This window comes from Vibrio sp. SG41-7, assembly GCF_014164465.1.
GTDB classification, from domain to species: Bacteria; Pseudomonadota; Gammaproteobacteria; order Enterobacterales; family Vibrionaceae; genus Vibrio; species Vibrio splendidus.
On the sequence record NZ_JACJFF010000007.1, the window covers coordinates 38,045 to 59,840 of the forward strand.

At 43.1% G+C, this 21,796-nt stretch carries 20 protein-coding genes; 11 read left to right on the plus strand and 9 right to left on the minus strand.

What is annotated here, in order from left to right:
* Positions 1-114: 114 nt before the first annotated feature.
* The 4 genes from H5300_RS03205 to H5300_RS03220 all read right to left on the minus strand — a co-directional run bounded on the left by H5300_RS03205 (position 115) and on the right by H5300_RS03220 (position 5,820).
* Positions 115-1,319 (minus strand): IS3 family transposase gene (locus H5300_RS03205; RefSeq protein ID WP_182795395.1). Its coding sequence is split into 2 segments (ribosomal slippage): positions 115-932 and positions 932-1,319, totalling 1,206 coding nucleotides; the frame shifts between segments, so codons are not numbered across the junction.
* Positions 1,320-1,489: 170 nt separating this feature from the next.
* The gene (locus tag H5300_RS03210; RefSeq protein ID WP_182795396.1) at positions 1,490-3,538 is read right to left on the minus strand and encodes a response regulator; all 2,049 of its coding nucleotides are present in this window, start codon (positions 3,536-3,538) and stop codon (positions 1,490-1,492) included.
* 255 nt (positions 3,539-3,793) lie between these two features.
* Positions 3,794-4,609, minus strand: a complete 816-nt coding sequence (locus tag H5300_RS03215) for a TauD/TfdA family dioxygenase (RefSeq protein ID WP_102498064.1) — start codon at positions 4,607-4,609, stop codon at positions 3,794-3,796.
* A gap of 308 nt (positions 4,610-4,917) precedes the next feature.
* On the minus strand, positions 4,918-5,820 hold the full coding sequence (locus H5300_RS03220; RefSeq protein ID WP_182795397.1) for a Vmh family MBL fold metallo-hydrolase: 903 nt from the start codon (positions 5,818-5,820) through the stop codon (positions 4,918-4,920).
* Between the two features lie 176 nt (positions 5,821-5,996).
* On the opposite strand from H5300_RS03220, the gene H5300_RS03225 reads away from it, so the two are divergent.
* Complete coding sequence (locus H5300_RS03225) at positions 5,997-6,890, plus strand: LysR family transcriptional regulator (RefSeq protein ID WP_182795398.1); 894 nt, start codon at positions 5,997-5,999, stop codon at positions 6,888-6,890.
* A gap of 166 nt (positions 6,891-7,056) precedes the next feature.
* Here the strand turns inward: H5300_RS03225 and H5300_RS03230 are convergent, their stop codons facing one another.
* Entirely contained in the window at positions 7,057-8,649 is a 1,593-nt protein-coding gene (locus H5300_RS03230; protein WP_182795399.1) for a S8 family peptidase, read from the minus strand.
* Positions 8,650-9,126: 477 nt separating this feature from the next.
* Between H5300_RS03230 and H5300_RS03235 the strand changes: the two genes are divergently transcribed.
* Positions 9,127-9,528: an ACT domain-containing protein gene (locus H5300_RS03235; protein ID WP_017065494.1), complete on the plus strand. Its 402-nt coding sequence runs from the start codon at positions 9,127-9,129 to the stop codon at positions 9,526-9,528.
* Between the two features lie 5 nt (positions 9,529-9,533).
* On the opposite strand, the gene H5300_RS03240 is transcribed toward H5300_RS03235, so the two are convergent.
* Positions 9,534-10,457, minus strand: coding sequence for a LysR family transcriptional regulator (locus H5300_RS03240; RefSeq protein ID WP_032546918.1), 924 nt, complete (start codon positions 10,455-10,457; stop codon positions 9,534-9,536).
* 65 nt (positions 10,458-10,522) lie between these two features.
* Here H5300_RS03240 and H5300_RS03245 point away from each other — a divergent pair, with 65 nt between their 5' ends.
* Entirely contained in the window at positions 10,523-11,368 is an 846-nt protein-coding gene (locus H5300_RS03245) for an alpha/beta fold hydrolase (RefSeq protein ID WP_405055130.1), read from the plus strand.
* A 120-nt stretch (positions 11,369-11,488) separates the two neighbouring features.
* Here H5300_RS03245 and H5300_RS03250 read toward each other — a convergent pair whose 3' ends face one another.
* The gene (locus H5300_RS03250; protein WP_102511326.1) at positions 11,489-13,375 is read right to left on the minus strand and encodes a methyl-accepting chemotaxis protein; all 1,887 of its coding nucleotides are present in this window, start codon (positions 13,373-13,375) and stop codon (positions 11,489-11,491) included.
* 357 nt (positions 13,376-13,732) lie between these two features.
* Complete coding sequence (locus H5300_RS03255) at positions 13,733-14,602, minus strand: DMT family transporter (RefSeq protein ID WP_004734832.1); 870 nt, start codon at positions 14,600-14,602, stop codon at positions 13,733-13,735.
* Between the two features lie 304 nt (positions 14,603-14,906).
* Between H5300_RS03255 and H5300_RS03260 the strand changes: the two genes are divergently transcribed.
* Together H5300_RS03260 and H5300_RS03265 are read left to right on the plus strand one after the other, a co-directional pair.
* Complete coding sequence (locus H5300_RS03260; RefSeq protein WP_182795401.1) at positions 14,907-15,608, plus strand: YafY family protein; 702 nt, start codon at positions 14,907-14,909, stop codon at positions 15,606-15,608.
* 115 nt (positions 15,609-15,723) lie between these two features.
* Positions 15,724-16,083 carry a VOC family protein gene (locus tag H5300_RS03265; RefSeq protein WP_102513837.1) on the plus strand — a complete coding sequence of 120 codons (360 nt, stop codon included), beginning with the start codon at positions 15,724-15,726 and terminating at the stop codon, positions 16,081-16,083.
* A gap of 68 nt (positions 16,084-16,151) precedes the next feature.
* Here H5300_RS03265 and H5300_RS03270 read toward each other — a convergent pair whose 3' ends face one another.
* Positions 16,152-16,868 carry a DUF1826 domain-containing protein gene (locus H5300_RS03270; RefSeq protein ID WP_182795425.1) on the minus strand — a complete coding sequence of 239 codons (717 nt, stop codon included), beginning with the start codon at positions 16,866-16,868 and terminating at the stop codon, positions 16,152-16,154.
* 291 nt (positions 16,869-17,159) lie between these two features.
* Here H5300_RS03270 and H5300_RS03275 point away from each other — a divergent pair, with 291 nt between their 5' ends.
* From H5300_RS03275 to H5300_RS03300, 6 genes are all read left to right on the plus strand, one after another.
* Positions 17,160-17,732: a YceI family protein gene (locus H5300_RS03275; RefSeq protein ID WP_182795402.1), complete on the plus strand. Its 573-nt coding sequence runs from the start codon at positions 17,160-17,162 to the stop codon at positions 17,730-17,732.
* Between the two features lie 406 nt (positions 17,733-18,138).
* Positions 18,139-19,329, plus strand: coding sequence for a YbfB/YjiJ family MFS transporter (locus H5300_RS03280; RefSeq protein WP_182795403.1), 1,191 nt, complete (start codon positions 18,139-18,141; stop codon positions 19,327-19,329).
* Positions 19,330-19,379: 50 nt separating this feature from the next.
* Entirely contained in the window at positions 19,380-20,036 is a 657-nt protein-coding gene (locus tag H5300_RS03285; protein WP_182795404.1) for a glutathione S-transferase family protein, read from the plus strand.
* Between the two features lie 171 nt (positions 20,037-20,207).
* Positions 20,208-20,903, plus strand: coding sequence for a VC0807 family protein (locus tag H5300_RS03290; protein WP_004734825.1), 696 nt, complete (start codon positions 20,208-20,210; stop codon positions 20,901-20,903).
* Positions 20,904-21,274: 371 nt separating this feature from the next.
* The gene (locus H5300_RS03295; protein WP_004734824.1) at positions 21,275-21,550 is read left to right on the plus strand and encodes an HU family DNA-binding protein; all 276 of its coding nucleotides are present in this window, start codon (positions 21,275-21,277) and stop codon (positions 21,548-21,550) included.
* A gap of 40 nt (positions 21,551-21,590) precedes the next feature.
* Positions 21,591-21,737 (plus strand): hypothetical protein, encoded by a 147-nt coding sequence (locus H5300_RS03300; protein ID WP_004734823.1) that lies wholly within the window; start codon positions 21,591-21,593, stop codon positions 21,735-21,737.
* Positions 21,738-21,796 lie beyond the last annotated feature (59 nt).

The following is a 21,796-nucleotide window of genomic DNA, read 5'->3' on the forward strand; positions in this document are numbered from 1 at the left end:
ACAACAGGATTCTTTGAAAGATAAGACCCCTTCCGATAAACAATATAAACGGCAGGACTGAATGGACGCTATCATGTCGCTGACCCGTCCTGATATGGGTTGACACTTGATTGACTAAAACGCTCGATGTACTTCATCGGGCGTTTTGTATTTTAGAGCTGTGTGAGGCCTATATTCATTATAGATTTTTACTGATTCGGCGACCATTTTCTTTGCTTCATCTAAATCTTTAGGCTTATTCAACAGATACTCCATCTTCAGTATTCCGTTGATCCTCTCTGCCAACGCATTCTGATAACAGTCATAGCCATCAGTCATTGAGCAAGATACATCATACTGTCGATGCAACTCTTGGTATTCAACAGAGCAGTACTGAACACCTCGATCTGAGTGATGTACAAGCTCACCTGTATTCTTCCGTTCTTTCAACGCGTTTAAAAAGGCCTGCTTGACCGTTCGAGCTTTCATATCATCACCTATGTGATAGCCCACGATTTTTCTTGAGTAAGCGTCCGTCACTAAACTGAGATAAGTACTACCACGCCGCGTTGCTAGATAAGTAATATCAGCAACCCATAATTGCTCTGGTCTTTCCGGTATTAAGCCTTCTTTGACACGATTCGGATGGCAGTAAAAGCGATGATTACTGTTTGTGGTTCGATGATAAGCCCTTCGATTCTGCACTAATAATCGATTCATTCTCAGCAGAGAGAATAAGCGGTCTCGCCCGATTTCAATATCGTTCTGAGCAAGTAAATACTTGATCTTACGAGTCCCTATACGAGGGTGCATCATCCTTTGTTCCTTCACAAAACCGAGTACTGATTCATCTTTCTTTGTCTGATGAATTTCTGCAACACAGCGCTTGTAGAAAGCTTGTCGTGTAATACCTATGAAGTGACAAGCTTTAGTGACGGTCAACTTTCTGACCGTTTTTTCCTTAATAACTCGGCCTTGCGCTTCTTTGAGATTCGGACACCGAAATCTCGATCCATGACTTTTACAACCGCTTCAAAGAACTCAGCTTTGAGCTGAGTCTCTTCTAATTGCTGCTCGAGTTCTTTGATTCGTTGCTCTGGGGTTTGAGTTGAGGAAGAGTTTGACATAGTCGCTCCTAACGCTCTCGATTGTTCTATTCCTTTAGACCAATCTAGTTGACCATGTTTGCGAAGCCAAACTAAAACGGTAGAGCGACCTTGGATCCCATAACGTTCTTGAGCTTGCTTATAAGTCATTTCGCCTTTTTCAACTTGGCTTACGACTGCCAATTTAAAGGCAAGAGAATAATCTCGTTGAGTACTTCTACTTGTTGTTTTCATGACACTCTCCAATTTCATGTTGGAAATGTGTCAACCATATTTAGGACGGTACACGCGATACAAAAAGAGCCCAGCGAATTGCTGAGCTCTTTTCTTGTGTTCATCTATTCATCTATTCATCTATTCATCTATTCATCTAGTTCAGCTGGATAACCGGACGGTACAACAAATCAAATCCAGTGAGCAATTTTGTCGAACAGTCGGTTTTTGTCTGCCGGTTTCACAATAAAATCTGACATGCCTGATGATTCCATTTTTTCCAATGTCACAGGAGAACTGTCACCCGTGTGAGCAATAATTGGCACTGAAGAGTATGCTTTGTTAGCACTTCGAATTCGACGAGAAGCTTCAACACCGTCCATGATTGGCATCTCGATATCCATCAGAATTAAATCGATATCATCGCTGTCCAACGCGTCTAAGGCTTGTTGCCCATCTTCTTTCTGCACGACATCAAAACCCTGTTTTTCCAATAACATCGCGGTAAATCGGCGCAGAGATTCGTTATCATCGACCACCATGATCGTGCGCTTATTGGTAGCTTCTAACGGTTTTACAGAAACTGATGGCATCACATAGTTGGAGTCGAAAAGTAAGCGTTCAATGGTCGCCTTAGTATTCAGTAGCCAAACTTGTGTTTCCACCCAAATAGGTTCAAAAGCAAGGTTTCGGACACGTTTAATTGGGTGATGTTCATACAAATAGATGATTCGAGCTTCAGTGAATGAAAGTAAAGATTCAATCCTATCGAGGCAACTTGCTCTTAAATCCAAGCTCTCCATGTCAACGAATATCAAGTCGAATTCGAACTGGTATTCCTTATTTTTAAGCGCTGATGCTACATCCAACACCGTGAGCTCAAAACCCATAACACGGGCTACCTCAGTCATTTTATTGGTGAGAACTTTCTGGTCACTCACCATTAGCACAGTCTTAAGTTTAGTCAGTTCGTTCTTGATTTCTTTCACCGAATGGGAAGACAACGATGGAAAAGTCATCGTGAACTGTGTCCATTGATCCACTTCAGACTGACATTTAATTTCACCACCAAACGAGCGCATTACCTTCTGACAAAATGGCAAACCTAAGCCGTAATTACCCGATTGGCCAGTAGTATAAAAGTCCTGAAAAATGCGTCGAATCACATCATTTGAGATGCCTGATCCGTTATCGGTAACCATTATTTGATTGGCCACTTCATCACTACACATAGTGACATGAATATGAAAATCTTCAGGGCTGCGATGGTGGAATGCGTTCTTGAACAAGTTATACATCACGTACTTCAACAAAGTGTCGCTACCCAAGAAATCAAAGTTACTCTGTACGTCTAAAGAGATTGCTGATTTATCGGCTGAACGCTTGTAGTTAAAGCTGTCTATCGCACCCTCAATCACCGCTTGAGCTGAATGCTTCTTGAAGGTAGATCGAGATACTCGGTTTTCATCAATTGAAGTCAGTAACAGGTCAATCGTCTCGTTACCTGAGTGAATGATCTCCATCGCTTCATCGCCCACTTCACGTAACTGTATGACTTCTTCGTTGCTTAAAGCATATTGCCCTTTGTGATCACCACTTTTAGGGTTCGGCAATATGGACTGCATAACATCAATAGAGGTCAACAAACCGCTCAGGGGGTTTCGCATCTCGTGCGCGATACCGGCTCCAAAAGATTTCGCCAACGACACCTTATTCTCGTGTTCCATCTGATTGCGGAAGTAGAACAAGTTGCCAAATAAGTAGATAAACAAAAAGATTGGCACATGCGTCCAATCCATTGTGAGTTCTAGGTAGAAACCTTGTGCAATCCAAGCGCACAAGGTCGCTATCCCAATACCGGCAAAGGTTTGTGCAAACATCACTCTCGTCACGTGCACTAATAAAATATGGAGAAAAATGGCCGACATAAATGACATAACCCAAACGTTGGACCAATTATTCATGAGTAGCATGTAGAAGAAGAAACCTGGCAAACAGATAGTTACAGCAACTTGATAATAAGCCGGAAGGTATTTTCGCCATTCAAATGGGACACGATTGCGATAGATAATGCCGAAAAATAACACTGAGCAAAACAGACGCAGCATTAAGTTTTCATAAGGTTGAGGAAACAAGAACTCCCACACTATGTAGTAAATTGGGAAGCCGACAAAGCCCATCCAACCCACGAGAGTAAGGTTTGGTTCTGCGTACTGATAAACTTTACGAATAGCGTTCATACGAAATTCTTTATTCTCTAAGCCCTAACGTTTACTAATTCTATGGTTTGATTTTTATTCTTATATTTTGGCCTCGATTATATTACACATCACCTCCGAGCAGTGAGGTTTCAATCAAATATGTATCAACGCTTTTGTTTTAATTATTGACTTAGATGAATGAAGTCTCAGTTTTATACTCTAATTCAGACACTAAACCTGAGTTCCTAAGATTTGTCCGTTAGCGCTTACACCAATTACCCCTCTTACTTACCATTATGTCACTGTAACGCGATGCATCTTTCTTGGGGTATCGCTGTAGTCGATCACAGCATAGTGCTGAGTTACTCGATTATCCCATATCGCTATTGATCCCTTGTCCCATTTGAAACGAACTTGAAACTCAGGGCGTCGTGCAATTGCGAACAACTGGCTGAGCAACTCATCGCTCTCTTGGCGGTCTATTTCGTTGATATAACGGGTAAACTGCTCATTGATATAAAGTGTTTCTTTACCTGTTTCCGGATGGCTCTGAACAACAGGATGGATTACTGGTGGATTTTCCTGTGCGGTTTTAATTAACGACTTATGCCAATCAAGCTCAATCTGATCCGACTCTATACCCTCAAAAGCCACCAGCGAATGAGTCGCCGATAAGCATCTCAGCTTTGCTTTCATACCTTCATCTAATGAATCAAACACTGCGGTCATCGAACACCAAATCGTATCCCCGCCTACGCTTGGAATATGTTGGGCATGCAACAAAGAAGCTTTAGATGGCAGGCTACGCCACGTTAAATCGGTATGCCAATAACTTTCCATCGGAGCATTGCCCCGCGTTGTTTCAATCACACTGACCTGAGGTGCACTTTCCACGCGAGGAAAGAAAGGATGCGCAGGTTCGAGTTGTCCAAATCGCTCTGCAATCATCAAGTGTTGTTCTGGTGAGAGTACTTGATCACCTAGGAAGATGACTTGATGGGTAATCAGTGCCTGATACACCTTATCGAGTTCATCAGCACTGCATGTGGCGAGATCGACTCCATGGATTCGCGCACCGATATGAGGGGTAATGGGTTCTATTTTCAACATACTTTCGCTTATTGGGGATTTTGAGTTGCAGGACAGATCTGGCTACTAGGCTAATCTGACTACTAACAGTAAACCGGGAAAATGCAGATTTTCTTTCCCACTTGAAATAAAAAATCGCCTCTCCGAAACAAAAAAAGAGCCCCTAAGCTGGAGCTCTTTTCGTTTTTTGATACTTCCTGTATCCATAGACAAGTCCAATCTGTAGTACTTTCACTGAAAGCCAGATCATCGATATCTCCAGTTGTGTATCAACTTAAATCTAGCACACAATCTTCAAGCTTTTCTGAGATACAACCGAGATAATGAACTTAGTGCCACTCCATCTCACCACTTAACACTTTGGCACCCAGTTCTAGGTCGCCTTCCGTCGCCTGAAGTTGTGGGTATGCTTTCTTCATGTAATCACTGATACCAACAGACGTTGGCTTACTTGTACTTGCCAGCGCATCTTCGATGTCAGCAACGTAATCTAATGTAAATTGCACGCCATTTGTACCCGTTGGCATTTCACCTAAGTAGTGACCCGGAATGACCACTTCAGGCTCAAGTTCTTTCATACGCTCTAATGATTGTGACCACTGGCTACGAATCTCTTTTGATGCAGTATCTGCCATCCATACATGCACACCGCTATACACCGACACGCCACCAAACACCGTTTTTTCAGATGGAACCCACAGATAAGCTTGGTGTGTATTGATTTCTCTCACTTCGATAGTTTCACCTTCTATGCTCAGCGTGGTGTCGTTAAGCACGGTTGGAACAATGACTTTAGACGGTGCGTTGTCTTCTAAGATTGGGCCCCAGTATTCGAGCTTTGCATCTTTAGTGCGTTTGATATGTGCAACAACCGCTTCACTGGCAACGATCTCGACGTTTGGAAATGCCTTTACTATAGGTTCTAAGCCAAAATAAAAATCTGGGTCGCCGCTGCTGATGTAAACCATCGACAACTCTTTGCCAGTCGCTTTGATTTGATCCACCAACTTTTGCCCATCTGCGACGCTAAATTGCGCATCAAACAAAATCACTTCCTTCTCACCCGCGACCAACACAGAGCTTGCGGGGAATATCGCGTTTTCACCCGGATTGTAATGAGTGATGTTTAGTTCAACAGCAGAGACAACACTCGATGCTGCCAACATTGCTCCTAGGCTCATCGTTCCTAAAAGCGCGGTTCTCGATAGAAGGATTTTAGATAACTTTTTCATAGCTTGATTCCGTTATTTCGAGCTGAACGCCTGCCAACTCATTGAGTGTGCAAACATCTTATTTGATTGGATTTAGATGAAATAGACATCAAATTAACTTTCACTGTTGCGATTTTCGGACATATACTAATTTTCCGGTAGCTATTAGATTCAAAAATCATTGGGTAATTAGAACAATGGATAAACTCGAGGCAATGAACGTCTTTGTCACCATCGTTGAACGTGGCAGTTTGAGTGCAGCAGCAGAGCACCTTGAGCTCTCTCGAACCAAAGTCACTCGCTATTTGGGGGAACTCGAAAGCTGGATGGACACACGCTTGCTTCATAGAACCACTCGAAGCTTGAGCTTAACCAGTGCTGGGAAAGAAACACTAGAAGTCGCAAGAGAACTGCTTGCCCTTGAAGCGTCGTTAGCGGGTATTCGAAACCAAAGCCGCGAACACTTAAAAGGCCAACTGCGTATCACCGCGAGCTATTCCATTGTTGATAGTTTCCTGATGGGCGTGATCAGTCGCTTCATCGCTAAATGGCCAGAGGTCTCAATTGATATCGTTTCTACTGATCAAACAGTCAATCTTGTTGAATCACGCATCGATTTGGCAATTCGCATTACCAACGAACTAACACCGAATATTGTCGCGAAGCAGCTAGGTGAATGTCGCTCGGTGATTTGCGCATCTCCTCAATATCTAAAAGAGAAAGGTACGCCATCAAACGCTCAAGATTTAGCGCACCACAACTGTCTGTCATTCAGTTACTTTGGTAAAACCGCGTGGACGTTTAATGGTCCTAATGGATTGGAATCTGTGCCGATTAAAGGAAATATCAGTGCCAACACCTCTGAGGTATTGTTGTCTGCCACACTTAAAGGCAATGGGATCAGCATATTACCCTTTCCTTCCGTGGAAGGCTTGATACGAGATGGGCTATTAGTGTCATTACTTCCTGAGTGGCAACCTAAAACACTTGGAGTGCACGCGGTTTACGGAACGCGAAAGCAAGTCACTCCGCTGTTAAGAGCCTTTATTGATCACCTATCTGACGATATGGAACAGTCTAAGATCTGGTAATGTCGCAACTCAACGTCCTCATAAATAACACGGCGACACAGTAGTAAGAATTACATTAGGACTCAAAAATAAAGCCCACAACAAGGTGGGCTTTAGCTACCAGTCTTTTGAACTGACTAAACTAGTGAGTAACTTGGCTTCCTTAAGCTGTGATTCAAACCTAAAGTTAAAAGTTTGCTTGGAGCGTCAAGCCACTGTAAGCCGAGTAAGCGTTCAACATCACATGATATCTGCCGCTTTGGGTGACATTCACAGTACAAGTCTCACTATTACCCGAACGATAAGGTCGACAGTCCCAAGTATTGAGCGTTGGTTTGTCTCCAAAACGTAGATACAGATCCGCGTCGCCTGTGCCACCAATGGTGACCACTGTTAGCTGCTGGCCCTGTTGTAAGTCCATGTAGAAGTAATCCTTTTGTCCTCGGCTGCCACTTAATCCATTAACCGGCACGCCAGAGACTAGCTTTCCATCTGGATCCGGTCCAGGTGTTGGACCACCGCAATCCGGCTCACAACCACTGTCTGCCAAGCTATATAGCAGTTTATTGGTGGTGCCTCTTGTGTCAGAAACCTTATTCTCCGAGCCTCTTGAGTTCAGTAACCCTGTAAGCTGAAGCGGAGTTAAGCCGTTGTTTTCTTGTAAGTACAAGGCTGCAACGCCGGCAACATGTGGCGTCGCCATGGAGGTTCCGCTAATCGTTTTATAGCCGCCATCATACCAAGCTGACTTAATTTGAGACCCAGGTGCGAATAGGTCAACACAACTGCCCCAGTTCGAGAAACTTGAACGCGAATCAGAGCTGGTCGTTGAGCCTACCGTTACACCACTTGGTACACGAGCTGGTGATGTATTACACGCATCGGCATTTGAGTTACCTGCCGCCAACATAAAACTCACTCCAGATTGAATCGCGCCTTGCACCGCGCTATCTAATGCAGTGGATTGACCTCCACCTAAACTCATGTTGGCGACCGAAGGCCCTGATGCATTTTGTGCTACCCAATCCACACCAGAAATCACGCCGGATGTGGTTCCTGAACCCGAACAGCTAAGTACTCTTACCCCAACAATATTAACGTTTTTAGCCACACCATACTGGCTGCCGCCAATCGTTCCTGCAACGTGGGTACCATGCCCATTACAGTCACTCGAATCAGCATCATTATCTACGAAATCATAGCCAGAAACCGAGCGCCCGCCGAATTCCTCATGGTTGTTATTAACTCCCGTATCAATCACGTATGCTGTGACGCCAGAGCCATCAAAGTTAGCATTATAGTTTCGGTCCAAAGGAAGGTTTCTCTGATCTATTCGGTCTAGCCCCCAAATCGCGTTGCTTTGAACGGCTTCATTCGAAACAACAGGATCGATACTGAGTATTTGGTCTTGTTCAATGTATTCCACCCGAGAATCACGTCTGAGTTGCTTTAATTGAAGTGCGTCTAGATTTGCCACAAAGCCAATAATGGAACTATCAAAAACATCGTCTGTTTTGATTGAAAACGAATTGGCCATGAGGCCTACCGTTTGTTGAGTGAACTGCTGTAATCCAGCCGCGTCATTCATTAGCATCTGCGGTTGTTTCAATACAACAATATAGCGATCAGTGATCGCATCATCTGATGAAGCCAACACCAGTGGAGCAATAGGTTGTTGTGAGTTTTCAGTAGAATTTATAACAGAACTTTGAGCCAGACTTGATGCGGAATAAATACCAAATGTGGCTGTAATACAACAACTTAATACTTTCTTTAACATAGCTTGTTCCTTGATATTTTAGGTTTGTTGGTTGTTACCTACGACAAACACGAAAATGCAGACAGCTAGCGTTATACGCTCAATACGTGAAGCAACAGTGTTACAAATTCAACCTAAGACAATACCAATGAGGTTGCTTATTAATTTATATTCATCTCACTAGGAACTTCGAGTTGGAACAAATTATTTTGAAAAGCTTATGCAAGCGCAATTTATATAATTTGATCAAAAGCTCTAATTTCAATAAAAGTTGAATGCATAGATAAAAATGGTGTATGAAAGCGGAATGATCTTCACTATTGACACATAACACACCAAAACGCTGCAAAAACCGGAAAATACAGAATTAAAATTACGGACGATTAGTCGTGCTTATAGTGAATAAATATTATTAATTGTACTCGCCGACAGCTTACCTCTATCTTGGCTGCACTATCCAACACCATAAACAAACGCGATTACGCAGGGAAAAAGACGATGACCGCCATTACCGATTTAGACATTTTGTTAAAGTCCATGTCACCAGAACTCATTGAAGGCAACTATGTTTTCTGTACTGTCGATGGAGCGTTGGCAGACTATATTCAACTCGACCCAATCGCGACCTTTCGAGAAAGAGAAGGGTTAACTTTGGTGCTGACAGAAAAAGTGGCGACTCAAGCGCAGTTAAGTTTCGACGGTGTGTTTAGCATGATCACTTTATCGGTACACTCGAGCCTAGAAGCGGTTGGACTAACCGCAGCCTTTGCCACCAAGCTAGGCTCATATGGCATTAGCGCCAACGTGATTGCTGGCTTTTATCACGACCACATCTTCGTTCAGAAAGACAAAGCTGAAGCCGCAATGAGCGCGCTTAGAGAGTTTTCAGAAGCCGAATAACTCGATCAGTTTACTCGTTCACGTATGAAGTTGACTAACAGCTTAGTTAGATGTGTGTGATAACTCATCGAACGGTAATGAATATATATCGTCAAGGGCGCTAATTGGTGATCCAAGTGCTGTTCAACCAATGTGCCCCGCTCTATTTCCTCACGACAAAACTCTCTTGGTAAAGCAACAAAACCAAGCCCGCGGATCGCAGCGGCTTTCGCGATAAACCCACCATCGACATTAATATTGGACTTGATATCCAAGCCCTTCGAGTCGTCTTTTGTCCCGCTAAAGACCCAAGGGTTGCCACCAAAAGCTTTAAAGCTAGAGATACATGGCAACACTCTTAACTCTTCAATTTTACTTGGTGAACCGTGTTCCTCCAAACAAGTTGGAGAAGCCAAAACAGCACTCTCCCATTGGCATAAAGGACGAGAAATCCAATCCCTATCATCCAGCGATCCTCGCTCAAAGCTAATCATGATATCTGGATCACTGTTGAGTGCACTTTCGATGGACGTACTGTGTTCACAGAACAGAGATATATTAGGATAGTCGACCACAAAATCAGCAAGAACATCGCCAATGAACGGAACGTCTGGCGTGCTTAAGCGAATAGTTCCTTTTACTGATTCAGTTGAAATGGTTAGGCTTTGCAACGTCTGACTCAGGCGACGGAGCGGCTCTCTTATCTCGTTATACAGAATCTCGCCCGCTGAGGTTGGCGTAACCTTGCGGGTAGTCCGATAAAACAGTTTATTGCCAATCTCATTTTCAAGTTGTTGAACATGACGACTTACCGTAGAGCTCGGAATTAACAAGCGCTCCGAAGCCTTGATGAAGCTGTTCTGTTCATACACACAAAGGAATGAGTTTAACCAAGCGTTATCGATCCTTTCCAATCTTATTATCCCAAAATCACCAACACTGAATCTCATATTAGCCTATTTATCAGGATTATCTATCGCGATAAGGTTCAAAAAAACGATGTGAGTGAATAATGATGAAAAGTAAGAACCAGACAACCTTCGAGCGCGATGGGTATCAGCTTAAAGCCGAACAACACGGCGGAGGACCAAACTTATTGATTATTGGTAGTGTTGATTACTACAAGCGAGTAATACCGAAAGCGCTACACGACCACTTTACCTGCCTATATCTAGACCATCGTGGCTTTGCTTTAACGGGAAAAGATAATCAGACAATTAATTGGGATATTATCTCTGACGATATCGAAGCTATCTGCGAGAGTTTTAATATACGAAAAGCCTCTGTTCTTGGTCATTCAGGGCATGCTTACATGGCGCTTCACTTCGCCAGTTCTGCCAATATTCATATTGAGAAGGTTATGATTTTTGGAGCATCACCAAGCTTATCTGAAGAGATGAAAGCCAAACAGTTTTCACACTGGGAAAGTCATGCGTCAGGTGAACGAAAGCGCCTATTTAAACAAAGTATTGGAAAGCTCGAAAACGACATAAACAAAGAACCACATAAAAAGTTTGTCCATCTATGTAATCGGTTAAGCCCAATGCGCTGGGCAGATCCGAACTTTAATGAACTTCCACTTTGGGAGCGAGTACACACCAATACAGCACTACTTGACGCACTATGGGGGGATATTTTTAACAGTATAGATGTAACGACTCTGCCTATGGCTAATCAGCTAGAAGTTATTGTTGCTATTGGCGAACTCGATTTCAGTATCGCACCTTTGAGCACTTGGCTGGATTTAGGAGGGGCGTTTAAATCAATAGAACTCATTGAGCTTGAAGGCGTGTCGCATACCCCAATGCTTGAATCGCCAGTCAGTTTTATTGAACTGATGTGCCATCATCTACTCGATTAATTCAGCGGCTTATTTTGTTCCACCAGCTAGCAATAGACACAAAAAAAGCGACGTAATCTACGTCGCTTTGGCTTATTGCTTACTGTTCATTCACTGATCAGGCATCAGCAAATGAAACAGTTAAGCAAGCTTAAAAGTCGCCACTTTATCACTTAAACCAGCGGCTTGGCTCTTAAGTTCGTTCGACTCAGTTAAGCTGTCCTGTGCGCCCACAACTAGGTGGTCGGTAACATCTTTAATGGTCGTCACGTTCTGGGTAATTTCACCCGTCACATGTGTTTGCTCTTCAGCAGCCGTCGCGATTTGAGTCGCCATATCGCTGATCAAAGCAACTGCCGTGTTGATCTCTTCAAGCGCATGCGAAGCTCTGTCTGCATCTTCTACTGAATGTATCGCCAGTTTAGAACTGCTCTCCATAAGCTCAACCGCTTGCGCCGTTGTGCGCTGCAGGATATCAATTGTTGATTTGATCTCTTCCGTTGAAGAGTGGGTACGCTGCGAAAGCACACGTACTTCATCCGCTACCACAGCAAATCCACGACCTTGTTCACCAGCACGAGCCGCTTCAATCGCCGCATTCAAAGCAAGCAAGTTGGTTTGCTCAGCAATACCTTGAATCGTGGCGAGTACTGTCGAGATCTCTTGAGCGTGCTTGTTAAGTTCGCTGATCACGTTACCCGCTTCGTTGACTTCATTGGCTAGGTTATTGATAGAACCTTTAGTGTCGACTACCAGAGCGTGACCACTGTTAGTGCTTGTCGCTGAGTCTTGTGCCGCTTTTGCTGTTTGCTCAGCATGCGATGCAATCTCTTGAGTTGCACAGGCCATTTCCGTTACAGCCGTTGCCACCATTGTGATTTCTTGTTGTTGATGGTTAAGCTCATCCACAGAACGGTTCGCACGTTGAGTACTTTGCTCTGACTGGCTATTTAGCTGTTCTGACTGCCCTCGGATATGGCCAATCAACTGCTGTAAGCTTCCAACAAAGGTATTGAAGTTATGAGCCAACTCGCCCACTTCATCTTGGTTTTCTACATGAATGCGTTGAGTCAAATCACCGCTACCATTCGCGATTTGCGCCAATGCTTGAGATACGTGGTTCAACGGACGAAATAGAATAGTACACAAAAGGTTAAACAGTATGGTACATACAATGACGACCAGCAGTGTCACTAAAACTTGACCAATCACGGCATCAAATAACGGTGCAACCAGAGAGTCATGATTAACAACACTCACTGTAATCAGGCTCGTTCCGTCAATAGCACGTGCGTACAGAACATAGTCGCTGCCATTCAGATCGATAGAAGTGTCTTTACCGCTAGTCAGAGCCTTTTGTACATCGGAGAAATTTAACCCAAGTGAACTGATATTCTTGTTCAGTAACTTAGTGTCAGGGTGCGTATAAACCGTGCCTTTGTTGGTCGCGATGAACATGTAACCTTCACCTGGAAGAATCACCTGCTCTAGACTGTTTAAGATGTCTGTAATTTCTACATCAGCACCCAACACAACCTGTTGCCCATGCAATTGCATTGCGGTGCCCAGTGACACAACGTTAGCACCCGTTGCCGCCGCAACCGTTGGGTTGTCCATGAACACTTTACTTGGGTTTGCTACCGCATTGGTGTACCAACCCCATAGACGTGGGTCATCATTACCCGGTGGCAACACAACACCATTCGCATTCTTTTGTGAACCATCAGGGAATGCCAAGAAGACATTATCAAAAGAAGCTGAGTCACGAACCTGTTTTAGATGAGTCACCAAGCTTTCTTGTTTGGATTCTTTCGAAAGAGAAGTAAGCGCACGCTCTTTGGATAAGATCCAATCCGATACATATTGATTGTAAGAAGCCGATGCGCCCTCTAAACGCTGTTCAACTTCTGTATCCAACCTTTGCAATGAAGCACGAAAAGACAATGCCTCGACCAAAATCCCCCCCAGGATAATGGCCATACTGGCTGAAATCGCCAGCTTATTTTTAAGCGAGAGTTTCTTGAACATAGGAAACCTATAATTTGGAAGTAAAAAACCGTGGCGAACAAATTGGTTGCCAAAGCGGTTTGCAAGCGGGATATATTTTACGCTTTAAAATAAATAATATAACGGGCTAACTTATTGTATTATCGATATATGTGAACCAATAGCAGATCCAGATCAATTCACAATCGAAAGAATGATATACGTTAAGTTACGCCATCAAAGTCCAAACAAAAATGCCGAGCCTTTTGTTTCATTAACAATAATCAACTAAACAGAAAAAGGCCTCGTAATTACGAGGCCTTTGATGAATGTCTAGGGCAAATCTCCTGATAAATTATCCACATTAATGACATGAATAGAGGAGTCACCGAATAGCAGCTAGCGACTCTTAGCTAAAGTTTGGTTGATAAACAATGCAGACAAAATGACCACCAACGCTAACCACGTTGTTATTTGAACAGACTCATCCGCAAGTAGTACACCAATCAAAACACCCACTGCAGGTACAAGGTAGTTAGTCATCGAAGTGAATACCGCACCAGCATTTTTTATACTCATCATATAAAGATAATAAACAACTCCTGCACACAGAACTCCTAGGTAAATCAATGAAAACATTGACGACGCTGACGGTTTTACATTGGTGATAGGGGCAGTTAAAAATGCGATAAACAGTAGTTGAATACTCGCCATACAAAGTACATTTCGAGCAACAACCAGTGGATGCACATCTCGTACACGATTAAGCAAGAGAAGCGCAATAGCGAAACATACGGCTGCAACGATAATTGCAGCAGAACTCACTAAGTTAATAGCGCCAGTATTCGATGACAGCTCTGGGGAAAACAAGATCAATAACCCACTAAATCCAACTATGACACTAACGGTGTTCCCTTTACTTATCGTCGCACCTTTAATAAACACAGGTGAAAGTAGTAAAGCGTAAAAAGGCAGTGTGCCCATCAATATAGCCGCGATTGAACTCGTTAGATTTTGCTGAGCCCAAGGAACCAGAACAAAAGGAATAGCGGCTTCTAGCAAACCAATCAGAGCAAAAAGGCCCCATTGCTTACTTGCACTTTTAATTCCCATTATTTTGCATATAACAACAAGGGTAAGTGCCCCCAGTATTGCTCGAAGCGTCCCTACCCAAACAGGAGAAAAACCCTCAAGCGAAATTTCCTGAAAAACAAACTGTGATCCCCAAATAAGCCCTATTGCGATTAACGTTAAATAATTTTTTAGCATGTTTATGTTGCCTAGAAGATTGAATCTCATTGAAAGTACAAGGTTTAATATAATGAAAATTTTTCTTTATTCTTTGCCTCCTCTATTAAGTTATGTTTTTGAACGTTAGAAAGTGTAAAACTTCAAGCTAACTTTAAGTCAATAGGTATATTTGATAATTACAACAAAGAAAATAAGTACTTATAAATCAGTAACTAATGATAAAATCAATCCCTCTTCCTAACACGCTAATTCATGAAGTAACGTAGCTTTCACCTTACCAATGCATTAATCTTATAAGCTATTAAGTACTCAGAGTTTTCCTATGTCCCGAAGCCAACGCCTCTTCGACCTGCTCCAATTATTACGCTGTCATAAATACCCCGTGTCTGCCGATCATCTCGCTAAAGAACTAAACGTGAGTACTCGCACCATTTATAGAGACATCGTGACACTGCAAGCACAAGGTGCTGAAATTGATGGTGAAGCGGGAGTGGGTTATCAATTGAAACCTACCTTCACTCTCCCACCGATGATGTTTTCAACGGAAGAATTGGAAGCATTAAGGCTTGGCGCGGAATGGGTCGCCAAGCAAGCCAATGGTGAATTCAGTGAATCGGCTAGAAATGCCATTGCCAAGATTTCTGCGGTGTTACCTGCCGACCATCAAGCCAAACGCAGTGAAGATGTTGTGCGTGTTGCTTCAATCATTGAAGTCGCAGAGTTATCCATCGAACTATCAGATATCAAGTTAGCGATTAAGCAACAGAACAAAGCTGAGATTCATTACACAGACGCAAAAGCTAATGTGAGTTCAAGAATCGTTTGGCCAATGTTGATTGGCTTATTCGAACAGCACTATGTTTTGGTTGCTTGGTGTGAAGTACGAAGTGCGTATCGTAACTTCAGGCTCGACAGGATTGCCGAATGGACAATACTTGAGGAAAAGTATCAGCGTACGCGTCATGACTTGATCAAAGACTGGCAGAACATGGAAGGCATTGCAGATAAAGTGATTCGCTACTGACAAAAACTGTCACAGGGTTTCGATACATTGCTGTGTTCCCAAATCGGGTTCAACACAAAAGCCGAGTTGACTGAAACCAACACGGCAAATCCAATTGAACAGTTCAGGAGCTATTATGTTTACCATTGATTCATTTGTTCTTTATGTTGCAGACATTCATCGCAGCATGGACTTTTATGCCAAAGCATTTGATTGCGAGCCAAAGCTTCTATCACCGACCTTTGCTGCCCTAGACTTTGCAGACAATGTTAAAATCACCCTCAAGCAAGCAGATGTTCTAACCCCAGTAAGTAACATCAAGGGTGGTGGCACAGAGCTCTCCATGCCTGTTGCAGACAAAGAGACACTAGAAAGTCTTTACCAAACATGGGAAGAAAAAGGCATTCAGTTTGAACAAGAACCAGAAGAGTCGGTTTACGGCATCAACTTCCTTGCTGTTGATCCAGACGGACACCGTATCCGCGTCTTCGCTTAAATGAATAAGAGCAAGCTGCACTTAGCCGCTTGCTCATCTCATCTCATCTCATCTCATAAAAAAGCTTATTAGCCGAAATCTAACGTCAGCAATAATCGTGTCTCGTCAGATGAAGTAACGGGAGAACGATGTACAAGACCCGCATTTTCATTACCACTCCAACTTTCTCCTTTCAGCAACGCCACATCACCACTCGCCATTTGTTGAATATCAGATTCATGAGTGTATAAGCCTGAAGCAGAATCTGGCTGTCCGTTGGCTCCTCGTGCTAACTTCGAACGGTCGACCGCGTAGTTAGGTAACCATTGCGTCGCGACACCATGATAAGTCGTCACTAAGCGGCAAGGTACTTGGTCAAAATGGAAACGAGGACACATCGCCTTATTCAGAACCGCGAGACGCAGCCCTACTTCTTCAAGCTCGAACAAACAACAGAACATATCCACCAGCTCAGCCATATTTTCTAATAGCGCTTTAGAAGCCGTTCCGTCAGTCGCAAACTCTAATTTCTCAAAAGCGTTGTCAGGTGACAGACTAATAGACTTACTAAAGTTTGGATTCGACGCGATAAACTCACCAATGGCACTTGTTAAGTCAGCATCAAATGTACGCTGCCAAATCGCGATGTTGATGTCGCTTTGATAGATGTCGGCTAATACCGTGGGCTGCTCAGAAGCGCTAAGTCCAGGCTTATGATTCGCCTGATCCTTGATACTCACAACGGAACTAATGTTAAGTGGCTGATTGCTATTCGTTATCAAAGGCTTGGTTAACACGGCATTCATTACGTCATCTCCTTGATGCATGCTTATCGTTTCTCTTTTAATACTGCAAACGTCGTTCACAGTAATAGTGACCTTTAGTTATGTTATAACATAACTAAATTTGCACAAGTAACTTTGCCGATCATGGTTCCAATAATATTGTGATGCTCTACCTTCGTCAGGTAATTTAATGAATGCTGAACTAAGCTTCTATCTATCTTTTTCTAATTTATCTTTAGTTCAAATAAAGACTCCAAAAATGCACGACTCGAGAACGTTAAACTGGTGAATTCATCAATCTGGTGACAACTTATGAAAAAACTAATCTCTACACTCGGCCTCCTATGCACCGTTATCTCCGTTCAATCTTTCGCGGAAACGGGCTACACGTTAGATCCCAAGTTATCGAACGTTACATTCGCAACCATTAAGAAGCAGTTTGTTGTTGAGCCCGCATCCATCAAGCCTTTATCTGGTGGTCTTACCGAAGCGGGTCAGTTTTCCATATTGTTAGACTTGAAGAGCATCAGTACGGGAGTATCGATTCGCGATCAGAGGCTCAATGAGCTCTACTTTGAATCGATGACTTTCCCTGAAGTGAAGATATCTGGAAAAGTTGAACCGTCAATGTTGTCCGGTGACCCAAAAAGAACAACCATTGCAGCGGAGGTTACCTTGCACGGCGTAACAAAAACGATTGATTTTCCCGTTTTAATCGTTCCATCAGAAGAGTTAGTGATGGTTAGTTCAGCCTCGACAATCATCGTCAATGGCGCTGATTTTGAAATATCGACAGACAACTTGAACAAGCTATCAGCTACCGTTGGTGGGTTAGCGATTTCCGACAAAATCCCTTTAAGCTTCAATCTGCTCTTCGATAAATAATGGGTTCACACCTACCCAGTTAGATCTTTCTTAATTCACATTCATCTATCGTTTAAGGTGGGTGAATGTGAGTTTAGAGCCGGCAAGTCAGTACACAGATCTAGATAAACAAATCACTCATGTTCAATTAAAGCGGTCGGTCGTCCAACTTTAGTCTAACCATTAATCACTCAAATCTGCGGTGATTAAAACAATCGCTTATTGCCTTATCCTCGGCAGAACAACACATCCACCTAAGTGTTTAAACACACTCGCTATTTACCTATCTCAAACCGGTTTTAAATGAGCAAATTATATGACTAACCGCCTAGTGATATTGATGGTGAATGATGTCAATATGCAAAACTAAACAAAGATCTTGTCCTAGTGCTAGAACATCTAGCTGAACCTAAAAAGAGCCCTTTTCATGCTGAATAAACACATCGTTAATCAAGACAGCTTGGCTGGAATGGGGGCGACTCTAATAGGCAACGGGATCGGTAGGTTTGCCTATATAGCATTAATGCCGGCTCTCATTCAAAGTGGTTGGTTTAGCGAAAGTGATGCATCTTACCTTGGTGTCGCAACCCTTCTTGGGTACATATTGGGTGCACCTGCTGCCAACATACTGCTGCGTTACTTTAGTGCTGGGCAGTTAATTCGATTCGCTATGTTGATAAGCAGTTTTAGTTACTTAGGCTGTGCGCTACAAGAGGCGCCCTTAACATGGTTCTATGTTTGGCGAACGTTGGCTGGAATTACGGGAGCCTTATTAATGGTTGTCGCCCCACCAGTGATTGTCCGAAAGTTTAATCCCGATGTGAAGGCGCGTGTCAGCGGTGTCATATTTTCAGGCATTGGACTTGGTGCGATGTTATCAGGCACATTAATCCCAGTACTGATCTATTTTAGTGTGGTGTCGGCTTGGATTGGCATGGGAGTCATCGCATTAGTCACAACGATACTGACTTGGAATACATGGCAAACCCAACCTAACACGTCTAAAGCGCCTTATATAAAATCCTCCTTCTCTCAGCTCTCAAAGCCAAAACTAATCAGCGTTGCGCTTATTCTAGCGGCGTATACCTTCGATGCTATTGGCTACTTACCCCATACCTTGTTTTGGGTTGATTACATCGTGCGAGAACTGGGTATGTCGTTCAGCAGCGGTGGTTTGTTCTGGGCAACCTTTGGTATTGGCGCCGCCATTGGACCATTGATTACAGGCATCTTAGGAGACAAGTTAGGGCTTAAAAAATCCCTCTGCATTGCATTTAGCCTCAAGGCTCTAGGCGTCGCATTACCGCTTGTTAGCACACACCCTATCGCGCTGTTAATTTCTTCATTACTGGTTGGTATTTTCACGCCGGGAACTGTAACTCTAGTGTCGACTTACACGTTGGAGATTGTAGGCTATGAACTGCATACCAAAGCGTGGGCAGGAATGACACTCTCTTTTGCTGTATCACAAGGTGTGGTTGGGCTTTTGATGGCGTACTACTTAAATCATATGGCTTCATACGACGTGTTGTTCACCGTTAGTACTGCTGCTCTGATGCTGTCTGCGGTGTGTACCTTAATGACTGCAACTCACTCTAAGCCTGAATACTTGACCTAGATCTAAGCTAACTTCCTCAGTTCATCTGACGAATACAATAAAGGATTATCATGCAACTCTACTTAAATGAAACCTCCCCGTTTTCGCGCGTAGTCGCAGCAACTGCGCTTCTATCACGCTGCTCTCCTTTGTCTTTTGTTTGGATTGATCCATGGAGTTCCCCGGCCAATCTAAAAAGCGTCAATCCGTTTTGTTTAATTCCAGCACTCAAACTTGAAGACGGAACAGCACTAACGGAAAGCTTGTGCATTTGCCAATACCTAATTGAAACGTACCAGCCTCAAACGCTACGTCAGGTAACGTTAAGTCGTGCCAATGAAATGCAAACGTTAGGAACAGCAAAGACGTTAATGGAGATCGCGTTTAGAACCGCGGCATTGATTCGCTATGCCGACAGTGACAATGCGCTTATCCATAGAGGGCAAGAAGGTATGGTTGCCGCCCTAGAGCAACTTGACCAAGAGATAAAAGAACAAGGACTAGAATCCCTTTTGAGCGACAACTTGGCCACCTTGTATCTCCATGTCGCTTTAGATTACGTCCAGTTTCGACATACTGAATTGTTTGATGAAGTGGACAGCCGCAACATCATCGATTTTTTACACCTTTCTCCATTCGCAGACGTACTGACACTTATAAGCATTGAGAGTTTGGCAAACAAGCCTGATTATGAAACGTTGCTTGATTCGTTCGGTCGGAATACCTAAAAGCATCCAGAACTAGAATGCGTAAAGTCTTGAATTCAACGTGAGATAGGCTCAGAGATGTCGTTGATGTCACATGTCGTTACACAGCATGACGTGTTAAGGCTTTACATCTTGGGCGAGGTAAACAACAATCCCTGAGAATAAATCCATAACATAATGTATTTAGAAATTATGAGTAGTACAGAAAATAAAAAATCGAGTCCTCTTTTCGAAGTCGTATTTAACGTCCTTCTTCCTTCATTCATCTTAATGAAGTTCAGTGGAGAGGAGCATCTCGGAACAGGCTTAGCATTACTTGTCGCCCTTGCCTTCCCTATTGCTTACGGTGGCATGGAGTTAATCCGCAACAAGAAGTTCAACTTCATCGCGGCGCTTGGCTTCGTCAGCGTCCTATTAACGGGCGGTATTGGTTTCTTCGAACTAGACACTCGTTGGTTAGCGCTAAAAGAAGCATTAATTCCTGGCTTAATTGGTTTAGCGGTTCTTGGATCGACCTTCACTCGCTACCCGTTTATCCAAAAAGTTATCTTTACGCCAGCTCTGTTAAACATCTCTCTTATTGAAGAGCGTTTAAGACAGTTCGGTAACCAAGCAAAGTTTGATCGTTGTCTAATGACATCGAACTACCTATTCGCAAGTACCTTCGCTTTCTCTTCTGCGATGAACTATTTCCTAGCGACTTGGATTGTGACAAGCCCTGCCGGCACTGCAGCCTTTAATGAAGAGTTGGGTAAGCTCACGCTATACAGCTACCCAGCCATAGCTATCCCTAGCATGCTGATGATGTTAGGTATTTTCTATTACATTTGGCGCCAAGTTCGCGCTATGACGTCACTAGAAACAGAGAAAATCTTTATTACTAAGTAGATCTTACCGAACTAACTTAGTGTCTCGTCCTAAAATAGAAACACACACCAAAAGCTCAGCACATTCGCTGGGCTTTTTTGTTTCTGCTCTCTCATTTATCCGACAAGTGATACGCTGAATTATGATTAGCTTTCTCAAAAATGAGAGATAACGTTCACCTTTCCCATACTAGCTTGATAGCTAGCATTTAAATTACCGATAGCTAAAGAACTGCATTCGGTTATACTGAAAGATGATTTAACGCTCAATCTTGTTGATTACTTTACAAAACCCTGCCTAGGTGTTAACACTATTTCAGCCCTTATTGCTAAGATAGAACAAGCTTGGCCTTAAAGTTAAGCGCCAGCCGTACTCAATAAGGAATATAGAATATGAACAAATCTCAGTTGGTTGAACACATCGCAACTTCAGCAGACATCTCAAAAGATCAAGCAGGTTCAGCGTTAAACGCACTTGTTGAAGGTATCTCTAACACATTGGCTAAGGGTGATGATGTTGCCATCCTTGGTTTCGGTAGTTTCAAAGTTAATTCTCGTGCTGCTCGCACTGGTCGTAACCCAAGAACCGGAGAAGAGATTCAAATCTCAGCATCAAAAACACCTGCGTTTAAAGCAGGTAAAGCACTAAAAGAGTCATGTAACGCTTAGAGTAAATACGATCTCAAAGCAGAATCCAAGGAAGATTACTATGTCTATAACCAAAGAAAAAGTTAAAGCTAGCCGCAGTAAAAAAGCAGGCAAGTCAACCAAAGCACAAGCCGAAACGCCCAAGACTCGTCAGCGCATTGAAGAGCTTATGGAAGAGCGTGAATTGGCAAAACTGTTAGAGTTATAGTTTGTTATTCTTCTAATGCCACTGCAGCCTTGCAGTGGCATTTTTGATTTAAGAAACAG